Source organism: Lysinibacillus sp. NPDC096418 (genome assembly GCF_044762775.1).
Taxonomy (GTDB): domain Bacteria; phylum Bacillota; class Bacilli; order Bacillales_A; family Planococcaceae; genus Lysinibacillus.
Map to the genome: position 1 here is coordinate 107,725 of NZ_JBIWEY010000005.1, position 17,618 is coordinate 125,342.

The following is a 17,618-nucleotide window of genomic DNA, read 5'->3' on the forward strand; positions in this document are numbered from 1 at the left end:
TTGCGTCTAATTGATAGAATGAACACCGCCCCCAGTCTCTGAAAATTTTTTAACTTGACTACGTTCAAAACGACCACATTTCAAACGTTTCATTTGAGAAATCTTTTTATACCCTAGTTTTTGTAATCGTTTCCGCTTCTTCCATTGCCAAAAACTTGCTGTCACCCATAGTCCCTCTGTTGGTTTTATCTTTTGAAAAAAGGCCGTTGTCACTTCGATATTTTGCCGATCATCATGTGCTAAAAAATAAGTATGTTGTGGAAGTGGCTCGACAATTTGCAAAGCATCTACGCGCCAATATCTTGAATGCAGGGCAAAAGCACGTTTACTCGTTTTTGCAAAGCAATCCTTATAGACGGTATAGCCTTTATAAAATAATGGAATCAAATTATCATGCTCCAGCTGCACCGCTTCTTGAATAGACATTTCTTCATAAAGTTGTCCAACTGGACGAAGCGGAATAGTTGATGAAGATCCGACTAATTCATATAAATCTATCTGTTCATAACGAAAAACTTTCCTGAATAGCTGTTGTGTATAGTGTAACCAGTCCTTCATACGACCGCGTTTTACTAAGTAACGCCATTGTCCCCAAACATTACGTTTCCACTCTACTATTCGCCGACTACTTTTAAGCATTTCTTTCACGCGTTCTTTTGTAGCTAACCAAATGTACAAAAGCTTAGCACGCTTCGTCTCACCACTAACTAGTACTTTTCTTGTAAAATCAATATCTGTATGCCAATCAAATTTATAAGGCTCATACCCAATGCTGAAATCGAAAACTTTATATCCCTGTGAAAAAGTACGCTTCATTGTTTCTTGATTAACTAACCGTCCTGCTCCAAATAAATTAAAGTTCGGCTCATGGCCAAGTGCATACGTTACGTAGCGCCCTCTACAACAGATGCCATACGTAAAGGCGATCCATTGGTTTTCAAAAACCAATGAATCTACCTCAATTTGTAAGGCCTCACCTTCAATAAGTGCTAGTTCCTCAAAAAACTCTTTCTTCTTCCCCACAGTAAAACCACTCGAATCATTTCTTTTCGACCAACGCCTATCAAACAGTTTAAACATTCGCCAAAGCTCATTATGTTCGGGTTTCTTACAGCTTAATGAGCCTAGATTTCGTAACTTCTTCTCTCGACGATCCAGCCCATGCATCTTTTTTCGAGCATTAAAAAACGTTTGGAAATCAGTTTGTTCATAAGAAAGATACGGAGTTACAACACGAAAAATACTCTTGACCAATTGTCGTTCAACAAAATACCGTTCAATCAATTTAGAAGAATTTTCACTTTCCAGTAAGCCATGAAAAGAAAAAAGCACATGTCGATGTCGTTTCAATATTTCATCAAATACAAAAGAAACAGTTTGCAGCGCCCCATCTTTTTTTACAACAAAACCCGAATAATTCGCGGTGTTTGATCCTGTCAGTGAAAATACAGTTATCCCCCATCTTTTCTTAATACTAAATGGAAAAAAACCAATAATATCATTGTCCTTTTTTATGGCATACACAACTACATGCTCATTAGTCCCTACGATTTGCCACCATTTATGAAACCAAGCAAATTCTATAAATGGATTATCATTTTGCTCAGCTTCTAAAATCCCATCCCAAAATCCTTTATATAGTAAGAGTTCCCTAACCGTTTGTATGCGTATTATTTGCAGTTTCATCACCTTTTTTTCGCAAATGCTTGCTCGTAGACAAACAGCGTTTTTTGATACATTGGGGAAAATGTAAAATACCTTAGAAAATGTCGTTCACTATTGTTGCCCATTTTTGCCCTTAGTACCTCGTCACTCAACAACTGCCGTAATCGTGTCTTCAGCAATGATTTCTCATTACGTTCAATGAGAAATCCATGTTCACCATCTACTATTAACTCATTGACCCCTCCCACATTCGTAGCAATGACGGGAAGCCCTGCACGCATCGCTTCAATTATAGAAATCGGCAAGCCTTCCCAATCAGATAACAAAACAAATAGCTGACTTTTCGCAAGCAATGTTGTGATATCCATTCGATTGCCCAAAAATTGCACGCGCCCCATTAAATTATGCTCTGCTACATATTTTTCGAGTAAAGGGCGTAGCGAACCGTCTCCGATAAAGTGAAGTTGCCAAGGGATATCTGTTAGTTCAGATAGTGCCTCCAACAATAAATCTTGTCTTTTCGGCACTTCAAAACGAGCAACCATTACAATTAATGGGCCCTCATGTCGATTGCGTTCAATTTGATTGTTCTCCGTTAATAGCTCAATGCCATTATGAATCGTCATCATTTTATGTGTAGGGGCAATCCTTTTTGCAAGCGCTAGTTTTCTGTCATACTCTGACACCGTAATAATTTTCGTTGTTAATGGCTGTACTGCCTTCTCAAGGTGACGATAAATAAACTGTTTCTTAGGTGGCACACCATCTGTAAAACTCCAACTATGCGCAGTAAAAACTGTTGGGATACGTAAATAACCTCCTACGATACGGCCAATTGCTCCTGCTTTCGAAGAATGTGCTGCAAGTATATCTGGCTGTAAATTTTTGATGACCGTTCGTAATTGCCATAAAGCCTGCAAATCTTTTGTTACATGAATAGCTCGCTGTAAAGCAGGTATACTGATCACACTAATTTGCTCTTCTTCTAAATGCCATAGAGATGCTTCATACAATCCCGTTACAATCGTCACTTCATGTCCATCTTGCTTCAACCCGATCGCAAGCGCCTCGACATGCTTTTGAGCGCCACCGACTTTATCCATACGCGTAATCAACTGGACAATTTTCAGTACGTATATTCTCCCCTCATGTGCGTTAGTAAGCTCCTGTTCTTGCTAAGACAACATAAAGGGTTTTTACGACGATTCTAATGTCCAACCATAAGCTATATTCTTCTACATACTGTAAGTCATATTTTATTTTTTGCCCATGTGAAATATCTGATCTTCCATTAACTTGTGCCAGTCCTGTTAAGCCTGGTTTCACGTCAAGCCGGCCTGCCTGCATCGCGTTATAAGCATTTGTAATCGTTGGAACTTCTGGTCTTGGTCCAACAATGCTCATTTCGCCTTTTAATACGTTAATGAGTTGTGGAATTTCATCAATACTTAACTTTCGAAGAACAGCACCAATTTTAGTAACACGTGCATCCGTAGCTGTTTTAAAATAAAAATCATCTGGTATACCGTCTGTACTCATGATTGGTATATCAAGTGAGACTGTACGCATCTCCATAGTTCGAAGCTTCCAAATCATAAAGTGCTGCTGATGAATACCTGTTCTCGTTTGTGTAAAAAAAACAGGTCGTCCAGTAGTGAGCAGTAAAACAAGTAAGACAACAAACATAAAAGGTAACAAGATGAGTAGCAAAACAAGTGCAACTATTATGTCAAAAATCCTTTTCCCGTATTGTCCGTAAAATGTTGCAATTTGTGTTGCTTGTTGGTCCATGGCATCAACCTTTCAATTTTTTAGCCCTTACCACTTATATATTCGATTTGGTCATTAATAGAACTATTTAGGGAAAGTAAATACAACAGAAAACTAATAAAAAATAAAGCACGATGACTACATAAGTAATCATCGTGCTTGTTCAATTTGTACATAAGATTCTATCGTCACATTGCCTTTTAACGCCTTACTAATCATACATGTTTGCTCTGCTTTTTTGGCAATTCTCATTACCCGCTCTTTTTCACGTTCCGTTGGAGAGTCTAATAAAACATATGGCTTATGAAGTATTTTCTCGTAAGTAAAAACGCCCTTTGTCACGTTGACAATCCCTTCTGCCTGCATCGATAAACTCGCTACTGGAATTTTCGAATTTTCAAGTAATGTTGCTAACGTTATTAAATAGCAAGTTGCCGCTGCGCCCAGTAGCATTTCATCGGGGTTGGTCCCTATCCCAAGACCACCCATTTCTTGAGGAATAGAAATCTCACTTTTTAGCTTGTCCGCCTGCAAGACACCAGAACCATTTCGTCCATCTCCCCACTTTAAATCCATCTTAAACGTATGTTGTACCATAAAACATACCCCCTTCTCCAATTCTATTAGACAATTTTGAAGCAAAAGTTTCGACAAGAAAAACTTAATCCATCTTTTTTCAATAAAAGGAACCTATATTAGCTATAAATTCTAAGAAAAAAACCTAAATACGAATTTGAAAGCGTTAATTATTTACCTAACTCTTAATGAGTTAAGTCATTTATCTCCATCTAATAAAATGAGAGTGACCTTCCAAGAAACTACTTGCTATAAAAGAGAGACCGACTTCTACCAATTAATGTAGCATTCTTTTTAAGAACTCATCGATTGCAGGCTGGACGACTCCTGGGGAAGCATAATAAAGGAAGGAAGGCTAAAAACGTCACATCCTGTGACAACGCCTTCGTGACCAAAATTACGTTGGCCCGAGATCCTGGAGCGAGTGAAGCGGCTCATCAGACGCCCCCTGGAAAGCGCACTGCCGGAACGGAAATCAACCACCATGTATAAATACATTATAATAAGTAAGTCAGTTAGTTAGAACCACTTAGTTATAATCTTTTTACAATCGAACCTTTAGTCCACAAACAAAAATGCCCTGCTTCCAACTATCTGGGAGCAAGGCATTCTTTTAATCTACTAAAGCATAATTTTGTGTTGCCTCTCCGTGCTTGCTTTTCTTCGTGGCTGTTTGATATTCCGCTAATCGAGCTGTTGAACGCCAGTAATGATAGACAAGGCGATCGAGCCATAATAACGCTTCTACCTTCGATACAGTCACTTCTAGCATAGTTGCATTTTCCACAGAACGTTCAAAATACGCAATTCTTTTATCCCGTCGCTCAGCAGCCATTTCTGCTGAAGTCTCCTGTAATTGCGTTGCGATTTGAGGAAGCTTTGCATCTTCATCAATTGTGGTAAGAACTTCCTCCAACACATGTAACCACTTTTCCGTCAACGCCGGCTGTAATTGTAATGTATTTGGATTCTGCTCTCGTAATGCTTTTGCCAAACGATACAAATGATCTAGAGCGTGTAACAGTGAAATATGCTTGTAGCGATCCTTTGTAGAAGTCGATTGAATCGAATCCATAAAAGCACGTGTTTTTTCAATTGCCTCTTCAATTTGATTCAATTTATTTTCCGATTCAGTCGTCATTTTCTTCGTCTGAATCAGAGCCACAATAACTGCTGTTACTTCCTTCGTAATTTCCTGTAACGTATTGAATGATACTTCTACAGCAACACCTGGAACCTTCGCAACACTATCATCCAAGTTACGCGTTAAATAACTACCCTTCTCAGGTATCATTTTCTCAATAAAACGTGCAAATGGTCGAACAAACGGTACAAAAATAATCGCACCAATCACACTAAATAATGTATGAAATACCGCAATACCAAGCGTTGCATCGAAGCTACCATTAATCACTGTCGTCACAGTTTTTGTCAGTGAAAACATCAGTGATGCACCTAGCGTTACAATAATCGCTGTAGCTACATTAAACATGACATGCGTCATTGCCGTACGTTTTGCCGCTGTTGAAGCACCAATCGCCGCAAAAAGCGCCGTCGCCGTCGTACCAATATTTTGACCGATTACTAAATAAGCAGCCTGTTCAAAATCAATAGCCCCAGCATAAAGTGCCGTTAAGGTCGCTGCAATCGCCGCACTAGAAGCTTGCATAATAACCGTCATGACAAGACCAAGTACAATTAAAATCATTTTCCCACTTATTGAATCCGCTTGGAATGAATCGAATGGGATCATGTCCTGAACAGATGCCATACCACCTTGCAGTACATCTATCCCTAAAAATAATAATCCGAAACCTGTTAAAATACCGCCAGCCGCTTTAAAATCGCGCGGCGCTAGTAGCTGGACAAATACACCCAGTGCAATAAACGGTAATGACATCGTTTGCATATTAATTTTGAAACCAATTAATGAAATGATCCAGCCTGTACTCGTACTACCGATATTCGCACCAATAATGACTCCGATGGATTGTATGAATGTCAATAAACCGGCACTCACAAAGCCAATCGTAATTAACGTTGTCGCTGTTGAAGATTGAACGATCATGGTCATTAATGCCCCCGAAAGTACAGAGGTAATCGTACCGCCCGTAAAACGGTTTAGCCACTTTTTTAGTGCGTCTCCAGCCAATTCTTTCAATCCGTTAGTAAGCATCGTCATACCGAGTAAAAATAACCCAATGCCCCCTAATACATTAATCAAACCAATAACACCTCGCCTTAAATATTTTACAAATGTCATCAAAAATTAATAATTTTTTACAAATGTAAATAATACTTAATATTACCATTTTTAAAATTCATTAGATAGATGCTTCTATAGTACTTTTATAAAACATCGAAGAAAACTCTATTTTATGGTAAAATAGAGAAAACATTTCTTAGGAGAATTACAATGATTTTAACGAAGCAACAAGCATTACAAGCATTAAACAAACATAAATTCATCGGTTTCACCATTACAAACGGCAATATTATTATGAAAAAATTCAATAAAACTGATTATAATATATTCGTTTATGAGGAAGGTAACGACACACCAATGCATTATGTAGGCTCGATCATGAATGTTATGTCAACAATGAGTGACAAAGCGTCCAATAAGGACTTTATGATCGTCGAAGATCTTCCTACTCAAGAGGAAACTGCTGCTACAGCTGCTCTCGAAGAAGAACCGGCAAAAGTTGAAACTTCTAACCTTGAAGAAGAAAGCCGCGCAATTACAGGCTATGAAGAGTTATATGAAATTACAACAAGTGGCCGTGTGATTTCTGTTCGTGAGCACCGTGCAATGGCGCGCTGCAATGACGAGTACGGGTTCCATATCGTACGTCTTTCAAAAGATGGCGCCGCTTCTAATCACAATGTCTTTGAGTTATGGAAGAAAGCATTCCCAGAGCTTGAAGAAACAACTTTCAAAGGTGCTCTTAAAGCAAAATACGGCACAGGTTGTAAACTAAGCGACAAACCAGGTATCCATTTTTAATTATATGAAAAAGTCCTCATCGTCTACATTCGCAGATGAGGACTTTTTATATTGATGTCACAAAGCTAAATCAGTAGTGGCAAAAAAATCATATGCCAAACTTGGTTCAAGCTTTGCCCCTTTTTCTGAATGAAATTCTCCCACTTATTATTTTGACGGGCCATCTTTTTCCACTTGAAAAATCGATTCACCCATATTCGCTCTATCTTTTGGAACCCCAATTTAGCAAGTTCTCTCCTTTTTCGCCACTCATACCACTTTACAGAAGTAAAAATTGTTTGTTTCTTTTTTTGTACCGCACCTACAACATTCGAAAGATTATGGCTATCAAACGTTTTTACATAAGTAGAATTTGACGGCAACTCTTGCATAAATCCAGTGGATTCCTCACGTATCCAACGATCATGTTGTAAAAATGAAATACTTTGTTTATCCTCGCTATAAAGCTTATAGCCTTTAAAATAATATGAAATAAGCTCTGAACGTTTTTCATGTTCTAGTACTTCTTGAATAGGCACCTCATAAAAATAAAATTCTTTTTCACAAACACTTTTATCTAAATAATAAATATCAAATAGATTCATATAGAAAATACGTTTAAAGCCATTTACAAACGTTGCAACCCATTCTTTCAAATGTGCTTCTTTGAATAAATGCATAATCTCACCAATTCGATTACGTTTAAAACTAACCAATTGATAATTTGTCTTCAATTTTTCTTTCAAAGAATAGCACATTACCAACATAGCTTTTACAATACGTTCCCTTTTTCCACTTGAACTCATCACAAACTTCCGTGTGAAATCCAAATGTGTATACCATTCAAACTTATACGGCTCATATCCACTACCAAAATCATAGATACGATAATTTGAATTATGCGCTTTTAACATATTCTCTTTCTCAATTAAACGTCCTGGACCGAATAAATTAAAATCTGGCTCATGCCCCATCGCATGACATAGATTCCTACCACGGCAACAAATATCAATAGTAAAGCCAATCCATCGTCCTTCAAACTGAAGACTTCCAACTTCTACATGGATCGCTCCATTCCGTTGCGTTGCTAAACTTTCAATAAAATTTCTCGTCTGCACCTCTGCAAAACCGCTCGTATCAAGTTTCCTTCTCCATCTTCTTTCAAACAAATGAAACATCTTATCTAATTTATTATCGATAACCTCCTGAAATGTTAATTTGCCAAGAGATTTCAATCGTTTTTCTCGACGATTGATACTTTTAAATTTTTTATGATGTTTCTTCATAAAGTCTGATAGCTCGATTGATTCAAAATCTATATACGGTGTCACAATACGAAAAATAGAATGGGATAATTCACGTTGTATCGCATACTTCTCAAGTATACGTGATGTCTCCTTACTCTCAAGTAAACCATGAAATACGAAAAGAACCCGCGGAAATGTACGAGCAAGTTCACTTAACATATATTCAATTGCCTGTTCTTTCCACATCCCTTTAGAAATTACCTCCATGTAAGTAGCAAAACCTTGCCCTAAAAAGCCGAATTGATGAATACCACCAAATCGAATTATATGTATAAAAGGAAAAAATGCTACGGCTTTTCCATTATACTCGACCACATAAATTTCTATATTTTCTTCGCTTCCAAGCATCCTCCACCATGTAGCAACCCATTCATATTCCACAAAGGGATTATCATTTTTTTCAACTTCAAGTATCTCCGACCAAGTTTCACGATATGGCTCAAGTTCATTTAACGACTTTACAAGTCTATACTCTAGCACGTATTGGTCATCCTTTCTTTACTGTCGATGAAAATGCATGCTCTTTAGCATATGCTTTAAACTGTCCATTAAAAATAATTAAATTGTGTAACTATGCATCTCATCATTCTTTTCTGAACCTCTCTCCACTAGCTACTATATTCATTGGAGCAGTTATTAGAACAGCTACGCTAAGTACTCTTCTATATTCAATTGCCCTGCTGAAGTGGCTAATCGGACGCCCCCCGAAAAGCGCCTCATCCGGAACCAAAATCAACTCCACGTTTCTGTAGTTAAAGGAATCTTCAAGTACGAATTTTGGTGTAGAAACCATTTTTAAGAACAATCCATTCATGCAATTTCTATAGACAAGATACTTTATCAATCAAACAAAATCCTTATCATCTTTATAGACGATAAGGATTTTGTTTGATTAGGCCTCTACCAATGCCTCTGCTTCTTTTTTGGTATGCGCCATATGTGTCGTTGCAATATAGCTAAACGTCATACCTGGTCCGAGTGTCGCACCAGGTCCAGGATATGTTTCTCCCATGATAGATGCCGAACAGTTACCCGATGTATAAAGACCTTCAATTGGCGTACCATCTGCTTTTACCACACGCGCATGCTCATCAATGACTAAGCCACCCTTTGTCCCAATATCCCCCGGATATAAGCGCAATGCAAAGAAAGGTGCCGTTTTGATTTCGGCTAGGTTTGGATTTTTTAACGTTGGGTCTCCGTAGTAATTATCGTAGACACTATCCCCTCGCTGAAAATCTTCATCACAACCGTTTCGTGCAAAAGCATTGAAACGCTCAACAGTATTCACTAAATTTCCGATTGGCACATGCATTTGCTGCGCTAATTCTTCAATTGACTGTGCGGACTTCACAATGCCATGATCATACCAGCTTTTCGGGAACGCTTGCCCCGGGAATAACCCTGTGAAAATATAACGACTCTTCGCAGTACCATCAATTAAAATCCATGAAGGTACCGCCGCTTCCGTTTCTTGATGATGGTTATTCATATTATCCACAAATTCATGATAAGGTGCAGCTTCATTTATATAACGTTTACCCGCATTATCCACCACCATCATATTTGGGATGCCTCTATCTGCGACTAAGAAAAATGGATGACCATTCGGATCAATTACTGAAGGTGCCCCCCATACACGATCCATTAAGTCTAACTGTGCGCCAATTCTTACACCTGGCTCAATGATATCACCTGTTTGACCCTCTGGAGTTGACGTCCATAATGCACTTGTTGGTGTCGGCAAATACTTTTCCCGATAGGCTTGATTATGCGAAAAGCCACCAGACGAGAGTACAACACCGCACTTTGCCTCAACACGCATCTCCTGACCTTCACGCTCTACAAGCAGACCAACGACGCAATCATTTTCAACGATAAAATCTTTAAAAGCCGTCGAAACCCATAACTCACCATTCGCTTCTGCAAGTGACATTCGTAGACGCGCAACAAGTGATACGCCTAACGCAACTGGCTGACTACCTGTTACTTTGGATTTCACTAGACGCATCCCTAACTTTAATGCCGTTGTTTTGCCAATCTTCGTACGGCGAATCATATTCACTTTATGAAACTCATAGCTGTTCATCGTAAAACCCTTTGTAGATATCGTTGCTTGGCGCATTGTATTGACTAGCGTACCCATTTTCTTCAAATCAAATATAAGCGGCTCAATCGACCTTCCTTGTGGGAAGCCCCCTGGTTTTTCAGGATAATAATCCGAATAGCCTTTTGCGTACTGAAAACGCATATGATTTGTTTTATTATATAGATACTTCAACATTTCTGGACCACGTGTAATATAAGCATTTTTCAACGCGGATGGCACTCGATCGCCAATAGTTGAATCTAAGTATAAACGAGCTTTCTCCTGTGTATCTGGCACACCTGCCGCTTTAATCACATGATTGTTGGGAATCCAGAGTGCACCACCTGATAAGGCAGATGTACCACCAAAGCGATCTGTTTTTTCAATGACTAATGATTTCATCCCTTGCAACTTTGCCGTTAACCCAGCAGTTAACCCTGCAGCACCTGAACCTACTACTACTACATCATAACTCGCATCCCACTTCATACTTGAATTCCTCGCTTTCATCAATTGTATTTGACTACATGAATGAATCTGTATGACAATGAATCTTTTGATGAATGACTAACAGTAATTTGATTTCTTCTTAATTACCTGCTTAACAGTCTAATAGCAATGGTCTTTCTACTAAGAAGTATGAAATTGAAATAATATTCTGTCAATTTTCACACTAAGTAATACTAATTTCTATAATATAATTACTCGCAATTTCACACCTCTTACAAATAGTCCCCTCATAAATGTCCATTATTTTCATACATTATTTAATAAAGTTTTGTAATTACTATAGGGCGGAGGAATAATACTATTGAATGCTATGGCACTAGGAGGGCTTCTTTTCTTCAGTATTAGTATAGGAGGGGCTGTCGCCTTATTCGTCTCTAGGCTATTTCAACATACAACTCAAGGCTTATCATTGTTATGTGGTGGATTTTTATTTGGCTTACTAATCAACGACATCCTGCCATCGTCTTTAAAAATATATGACTCTTTTGGTATCATACTTGGCTTCATCATTGGCTATCTCTTATTTCTTATACTTCATAAATCATTCCATCCCACTACATCACTTAAACCGTCACTTTATTTACTCCTTATTGCCATGTTGCTGCATACGATTCCACTAGCTTTAACTGTCGGAAATTTACTAGGGAAATCAAACTTCGGTATTACAATCACAACCTCCGTTATTCTTCATCATCTTCCTGAGGGTTTTGCACTTACTATAGCACTCCTCTCTCAGGGCGATAAATTATGGAAATTGTTTTTTTGCTTTATAGGCTTTTCTATATTTTTCACTATATTTGTCTGGATTGGTCATTTTACAAAGCTCACGGATCAGGGGCAAAGTATGCTGATGGGCGTATCCATTGCATTGATTGCAACAACCAGCGTCTCTGAATTTATGCTACATAATGTCCGAACTGTGCCAAGGAGAACATTTCTGACATTCATCTTAATGGGCTATCTATTGAGCTATGTATTCCATATCATGATTTAAAACAAAAATGTCCAACAAAGTCACTCATTGACCTTGTTGGACATCCTTTATTCACACACTAACACTTGTCTCTCAAACGTGCCTTTTCTAACGATACAGCGATCCTTAATTTCAAAGCCTGCATCATGCACCATATCATCTATCGTTTCGATAGTTACTAAAACAACCCTTTTTGCAATTCGTCGTGCTTCCTTAATAATAGAAAACTGCTGATCAATTGATATATGCGTAAATAGATTGTAAGGCATATCAATAATAGCTACATCATAGCTTTCCGTAATCTGTGCAATATCACCTTTTACTACTTCCCCATGTAAACCAAAGTGAGCAATATTCGTTCGTGAACCTTTTACGACAAGCGGATTAATGTCACTTCCGACGATATCCATCCCCATCGACAATGCTTCTACTAAAACCGTGCCAATACCACAACACGGATCAATTGCTCGAACATCTACTGGATTCGGAATCGCAATATTTGCGACTGCTCGTGCTACACGAGTACTAAGTGCCGTCGAATACATCTCAGGCTTTTGTTGGTGCTTGAGCCAAATTGCCTCGCTCTCAACTAAGTGACCAAAATACCAGCGATTATTATTCAACACTACCCCCAAAACAATATCAGGATTCTTTAAATCTGGCTCTGCGTGCATAGTTAAAGCTATTTCCCGCTCCACCTGATGACGTTCATCCTGCCGAATTTTCTTCGTATCCCCAAGGTCTACTGTATTTAAGCACAGTACCTTAAATGTTGCCTCGCCTAATTCCAGCCCTTGTGCAAAGTGAGAAATTGCCGCAATATCATCCGCTTCATGCAATACATCTAAGCGACTTCGTATAAAGGGACTTCTACTTGGTTCAATTTTTTCAGGTGAGATCAATAAGTTTGATGCTACATCAAATCCAAATAATGAGCGCATTTCTAATTTACATAGCTCGGCCTCATCAATTTGCCATGTATACGTATAAACATAAGAAGAAACTTGTGTTTTTGTCATATGATCGCCTCTAGTTCTTCTAGCAATCCAAAAACAAAGCGATATAAACGTACAAGCACTTCATCGAATGATTGTTGCTCACTAAACCCATCCAATGCATCTAACGCAAGATTTACTTCCCACAGGCCATCTTCCCCAGAAAATGCCGCACTATATGTCATCTTTTCGTGTTGCAAATGTGCTTTTAAATACGTATGTAAAAAATCACTTTGCTTCTTTTGCAATCGCAGTCCAAATAAAGCACTATACACACCAAATGCTTCATCGAATTCAAGAGCAAACGTATCTACGCGGATGACATCCAGTCGATCAGACGTCACAAACATAAATTCATTTGGGTGTTCTTTTAAATAGTGTACAGGCATTGTGAGAAACGAAGCAGTTTCTTCCGCTAACAACTCTTCTGTTTCCTTATTACAACGTTCGATTACATTCAACTCTAAAGAAGTAGTATCCACTAATGCCTTATCATTTATTAATTCATACTTTTGTACATATGCCTTTTCTACATCTAATAATTTAATAATTTCTTTTTCATTTATTAAAAATTCTATCTGTTTTTTTAACACCAATCACCAGCTCCAATCAATTAGCTCAACCACAAGTATAGCCTAGAACGCACAACAATATGAATAAAATGCATTACGACCGTTAGTAAAGCCACTGAAAAAGTATTTTTTAATATATTCACTAATAAAAATATAATCTTGAGGATTTAAGCGCTCGCGCGGAAAACATTCGCCACAGAACTAAATCCTTGCATAGTATAATACGATGCGACAAGTTGCTATAAATAAAATCCTCATTTAAAATTTTTTCAGTGACCTTGCCATTATTAAACCTTCTAAATTAAAAAAAGTGGGTGAATTTCTGCTAATTTGACCAATGCGAAGGTCTTTGGATATGTGTAGGCAATTTTGTTTTGATATTGCCATTTGTTGAATTGATTTGCATCTGCGTTAAGAACAAACTTGTTGAAAGATTCGCGCCGCTTACATTCGCATCACGTAAATCAGCTCCGATAAAATCGGCACCACGTAAGTCTGCATCTTGTAAATCAGCAGCAATCAAGTAAGCCCCCCTTAAATCAATTGCTCTTAAATCTTTTCCTCTTAAGTTTTTCCCCAGCCAATCAACGCCTCTATAATCAAGTTTCCTCTTGTTCTTTGAAGAAATGGTCTCGATTAACGCATGACGAATATGCACACTCGTTTTCAACAATAGTTCATTAACAGGCATACGGTATTTAATAATATCTAGCGTTACTAACGCATCGCCATCTAATTTTGTTAACTTTTCTAACTGTCTTAGTTGTTTACTTAAATTTTTCTGAAGTTCAAGTTGTAAGGGATAGGTTAACGCTTCTGATATATATGCCATCATTTCAACTAATTGCTCCATGATGGGGAAAACTCGAAACATTTTTTCTGCCATCGCTGGATTCTCACGCCAGCCTTGCCCCTTGAACGTATGCTGCGAGACCATTTGACCTGCACCTAAACAATCAAATACGGTACAACCTCTAAATCCCTTTTCTCTAAGCTCTTCATGAATTTTGCATTGAAAACAGGACTGCAAGTTTGAACATGGTTCCCCAGCCGGTTTATGATTAGCAAAATCACTAGAAGCTGTAATATTGAGAGCAACACAACATAGCCCAAAGCATTGCGAACAATCCGAATGGAGGCTTTCTCGAAACTTTTTTGCTGATATTTGGTTAAGGTAATTATCCACACTCATTCATTCCTTTTATATTCAAATACCTAAATTCTTTACACGACACTTGTAACAACTCTTACAAAATTAAGTATATCATTGCCATTATTACAAAAAAATACTTTTCCCACAAAGAGGTCCATCACTATAAATTGGGGTTAATTTCCGTTCTGACTGGGCGCTTTCAGGGGGGCGTCAAATGTGCAGCTTCGGGGCAAATCGTATATTAGTACTTTAACCAAAAGTCATCCCGGCTTTTCATACTGAATCTATAATGACGTTAATCTCTAATTATATAGTTCATTTAGAGGAAACACCGTAATGAGTAAGTATAGATTTACAGAGAGAATAGGTAATCGATTATTTTCATGCTAAAATGTTTAAACTACGCTACAGGAGGTCATTCCAAGCATGAAAACAGAAAGAATGTTTTCGATATTGATCTATTTATTGCAGAGAAAGAAAGTCTCTGCTGAAGAATTAGCCAATAAATTTGAAGTTAGTAAGCGAACAATCTACCGAGATATCGATTCTTTATCTGCAATTGGCATTCCGATTATTTCTTATCTCGGTAAAAACGGCGGCTTTACGTTAATCGATAACTACCAACTCGATAAATTTACTTTTAATGAGGAAGAAAAGAAGTTTTTATTAGAAGGGCTATCCTTAAAAAATGAATTATTTGATTCTCAACAATTATCCACTTTACAAAGTAAGTTAGAGCTCTTAAAAGAAAACCATGAAGTAGAGCATGCTAACATCACGATTTCATCCTCTACATTGCACCGAGAATCTATTGAGGAAGAAACAAAAATAAAGATTAAAAAGGTGCTATCTACTATTGAACAAGGACATAAAATTTCAATTTCATATGTGTCACAAACAGCTAACATCTCTAGTAGAACTATTCAACCTATAAAATTAAATTTCATGAATGGCAGTTGGTATGTAGAAGCCTTTTGCGAATCGAGGGAAGCCCTTAGACTATTCAAGTTGACGCGGATTCGAAGTATGGAAGTCATACATGATAAGTCTAGATCTGTAATTGTTGAAAAAACGGATGTCCCTCCAAATAAAACTACTGAATTGGAGACGATTACACTACTATTCTCCAAAAGTGAACTCGGCAAATTATACGATTTCTTCACGGAAGATGAGATTTCAGTACTTAACGATGGGTGGATAAACGTAACCTTCACCTATGACACCAATAAAAATCTACTACCTTTTTTATTGATGTTTGGAAGGCATGTAAAAATACTATCTCCGCAATGGCTGAAAAATAAATACCTAGATGAAATAAAATTTATCTATGAAAGCTGACAGACTGTTGTCATATTATGAATGCTATACTTTTACCATCAATGAGTAGGAGGAATATTTTATGCATACAACAGTTACTGAAAAACACATTTACGGAAAAAAGGTACGAACGAATAATCAAAATACAGACGTCATTCTTAACCTATGGGAAGAGTTTCTTCGCTTAAATTTAAAAGGTGACGTATACGCGGTTTATAGTAATTACACAAGTGATTTCACAGAGGATTATGATTTACATATTGGGACTGAAGAAAACTTTACGAATGAAAGTAATGTTACAATTCCAGCGGGAGATTATGATTTACATATTGGGACTGAAGAAAACTTTACGAATGAAAGTAATGTTACAATTCCAGTGGGAGATTACCATGTCATAGAGGTAGATCCAACTGTTCCTAATGCAGTTTACAGTGCATGGGTGGAAATATGGAATAGCGACTTAAACAGAGCATACACAACTGATTTTGAGTTTTATGGGAAAGACGGTAGTATAAAAATCTTTCTGTCTATTAAATGATTGATTAGGGAATTATTGAATGATCTAACAATGAGCAAATTTCAAAACAGTTATTACCATTCTATTAAAGTATAAGAGCTTTCCGCTGAGACAATCGATACCCTGCTGTGAGAAAGCAAGTAGCCTGTAGCGGAAATTAACCATTTTCATCCGTGATACTAGATAAGAATATTAGTAGTTCTCTATTACATTGAAACTTCTAAAATACTTTTACGTATATTCATGTAAGAGGTGATTTACATGAAAGAACGGATACAATTATTTTTAGATAATATGGAAAAAATCCGTCTTTATTTTGGCACTGGGATAGAAAATTTCACATTGAAAATGGCGACACAATTAACAGTTAGGGGCATACGTTTCTATGTAGGTGATTACGAAGAAATAAAAAAGGCCATTAAAGCAAATTCAAAATGGTATAGTACAGTGCGCGCAAATAGAAATATAGCGAATGCTTATTACATACAATTTGCAAAGGAACCTGAAAAAGTAGCACACACACTTGAAATGCAAAAACTTATTACAGCTTCAGGTTTGTCAAACATTGAAAACTCCTATTTAGCTGCTATGTACATTAAAAATAAAGTACATGCTGTAAAAATGAATGAGCTTTCCAAGGCACTTATGAAACAGCCAAGCTTAAGATTTACCACTTTATCACTCACATTACGAGCGATGCTAGCAACTCGCCCCGAATCAGCAGAGGTGTTAGCCAACACATATGAGCGTTATTACAAACTACTAATAAATTTAAACTTTAAACGTGGCGATGAAAGTAAAAATGCTGCCTTACTATTAACAATGGGCACTGGGACATTCGATGAAAAAACATGGCAAAGGGTTCAGGCATTCACAGCAACTTTTATGTCTACTAATACTAAGATTGACCCTCGCTATTATAATGTCGTGTGCCTGTTAGCATTGGCAACTTTTGAGCCAGAGGAATTCCCAGCACTAACAGAAGTGTATGATGCAATCTCTCAAACGCTTAAACTAAACCCTAAATACTACAATACATTGCTCATTGCTACACAAATTTACACATGTACTGAAGCAATCGGAGAACTCCCCAAATACTCTACAGAGTTCTCAGACATTGTCATGCAAAGTATTGACGGAATTGCAGATAGCACTAGTGGAGATGGCGGTGGCGAGTAATCATTAGAC

General features: G+C 37.5%; 16 protein-coding genes. 5 read left to right on the forward strand and 11 right to left on the reverse strand.

Features of this window, described 5'->3' with window-relative positions:
- Positions 1–6: 6 nt before the first annotated feature.
- The 5 genes from ACIQZG_RS06975 to ACIQZG_RS06995 all read right to left on the reverse strand — a co-directional run bounded on the left by ACIQZG_RS06975 (position 7) and on the right by ACIQZG_RS06995 (position 6,235).
- Entirely contained in the window at positions 7–1,686 is a 1,680-nt protein-coding gene (locus ACIQZG_RS06975; RefSeq protein ID WP_402754446.1) for a GNAT family N-acetyltransferase, read from the reverse strand.
- The gene (locus ACIQZG_RS06980) at positions 1,686–2,768 is read right to left on the reverse strand and encodes a glycosyltransferase family 4 protein (RefSeq protein WP_402754447.1); all 1,083 of its coding nucleotides are present in this window, start codon (positions 2,766–2,768) and stop codon (positions 1,686–1,688) included. The genes ACIQZG_RS06975 and ACIQZG_RS06980 overlap by 1 nt, the downstream gene beginning before the upstream one ends.
- A 52-nt stretch (positions 2,769–2,820) precedes the next feature.
- Positions 2,821–3,456: a sugar transferase gene (locus ACIQZG_RS06985; RefSeq protein WP_402754448.1), complete on the reverse strand. Its 636-nt coding sequence runs from the start codon at positions 3,454–3,456 to the stop codon at positions 2,821–2,823.
- A gap of 129 nt (positions 3,457–3,585) precedes the next feature.
- On the reverse strand, positions 3,586–4,032 hold the full coding sequence (locus ACIQZG_RS06990) for an SACOL1771 family peroxiredoxin (RefSeq protein WP_402754449.1): 447 nt from the start codon (positions 4,030–4,032) through the stop codon (positions 3,586–3,588).
- Between the two features lie 592 nt (positions 4,033–4,624).
- Positions 4,625–6,235: a Na/Pi cotransporter family protein gene (locus tag ACIQZG_RS06995; protein ID WP_402754450.1), complete on the reverse strand. Its 1,611-nt coding sequence runs from the start codon at positions 6,233–6,235 to the stop codon at positions 4,625–4,627.
- Positions 6,236–6,427: 192 nt separating this feature from the next.
- Between ACIQZG_RS06995 and ACIQZG_RS07000 the strand changes: the two genes are divergently transcribed.
- On the forward strand, positions 6,428–7,018 hold the full coding sequence (locus ACIQZG_RS07000; protein ID WP_402754451.1) for an NUMOD4 domain-containing protein: 591 nt from the start codon (positions 6,428–6,430) through the stop codon (positions 7,016–7,018).
- Positions 7,019–7,083: 65 nt separating this feature from the next.
- Here the strand turns inward: ACIQZG_RS07000 and ACIQZG_RS07005 are convergent, their stop codons facing one another.
- From ACIQZG_RS07005 to ACIQZG_RS07015, 3 genes are all read right to left on the reverse strand, one after another.
- Positions 7,084–8,784 carry a GNAT family N-acetyltransferase gene (locus tag ACIQZG_RS07005; RefSeq protein WP_402754452.1) on the reverse strand — a complete coding sequence of 567 codons (1,701 nt, stop codon included), beginning with the start codon at positions 8,782–8,784 and terminating at the stop codon, positions 7,084–7,086.
- 103 nt (positions 8,785–8,887) lie between these two features.
- Positions 8,888–9,148, reverse strand: coding sequence for a hypothetical protein (locus tag ACIQZG_RS07010; protein ID WP_402754453.1), 261 nt, complete (start codon positions 9,146–9,148; stop codon positions 8,888–8,890).
- A gap of 48 nt (positions 9,149–9,196) precedes the next feature.
- Positions 9,197–10,882, reverse strand: a complete 1,686-nt coding sequence (locus ACIQZG_RS07015) for an FAD-dependent oxidoreductase (protein WP_402754454.1) — start codon at positions 10,880–10,882, stop codon at positions 9,197–9,199.
- 331 nt (positions 10,883–11,213) lie between these two features.
- Here ACIQZG_RS07015 and ACIQZG_RS07020 point away from each other — a divergent pair, with 331 nt between their 5' ends.
- Complete coding sequence (locus tag ACIQZG_RS07020) at positions 11,214–11,897, forward strand: ZIP family metal transporter (protein ID WP_402754508.1); 684 nt, start codon at positions 11,214–11,216, stop codon at positions 11,895–11,897.
- Positions 11,898–11,944: 47 nt separating this feature from the next.
- On the opposite strand, the gene ACIQZG_RS07025 is transcribed toward ACIQZG_RS07020, so the two are convergent.
- The 3 genes from ACIQZG_RS07025 to ACIQZG_RS07035 form a co-directional block, all read right to left on the reverse strand.
- The gene (locus tag ACIQZG_RS07025; protein WP_402754455.1) at positions 11,945–12,895 is read right to left on the reverse strand and encodes a TRM11 family SAM-dependent methyltransferase; all 951 of its coding nucleotides are present in this window, start codon (positions 12,893–12,895) and stop codon (positions 11,945–11,947) included.
- A complete protein-coding gene (locus ACIQZG_RS07030) occupies positions 12,892–13,464 on the reverse strand; it encodes a branched-chain amino acid aminotransferase (protein ID WP_402754456.1) in 573 nt (190 codons plus the stop codon). Before ACIQZG_RS07030 ends, ACIQZG_RS07025 begins: the two co-directional genes overlap by 4 nt.
- Positions 13,465–13,768: 304 nt before the next feature.
- Entirely contained in the window at positions 13,769–14,635 is an 867-nt protein-coding gene (locus ACIQZG_RS07035) for a pentapeptide repeat-containing protein (RefSeq protein WP_402754457.1), read from the reverse strand.
- 387 nt (positions 14,636–15,022) lie between these two features.
- On the opposite strand from ACIQZG_RS07035, the gene ACIQZG_RS07040 reads away from it, so the two are divergent.
- The 3 genes from ACIQZG_RS07040 (at position 15,023) to ACIQZG_RS07050 (ending at position 17,609) form a co-directional block, all read left to right on the forward strand.
- The gene (locus ACIQZG_RS07040) at positions 15,023–15,934 is read left to right on the forward strand and encodes a helix-turn-helix transcriptional regulator (RefSeq protein WP_402754458.1); all 912 of its coding nucleotides are present in this window, start codon (positions 15,023–15,025) and stop codon (positions 15,932–15,934) included.
- Between the two features lie 61 nt (positions 15,935–15,995).
- A complete protein-coding gene (locus ACIQZG_RS07045) occupies positions 15,996–16,451 on the forward strand; it encodes a GyrI-like domain-containing protein (protein WP_402754459.1) in 456 nt (151 codons plus the stop codon).
- A gap of 240 nt (positions 16,452–16,691) precedes the next feature.
- Positions 16,692–17,609 (forward strand): DUF4003 family protein, encoded by a 918-nt coding sequence (locus ACIQZG_RS07050; RefSeq protein ID WP_402754460.1) that lies wholly within the window; start codon positions 16,692–16,694, stop codon positions 17,607–17,609.
- Positions 17,610–17,618 lie beyond the last annotated feature (9 nt).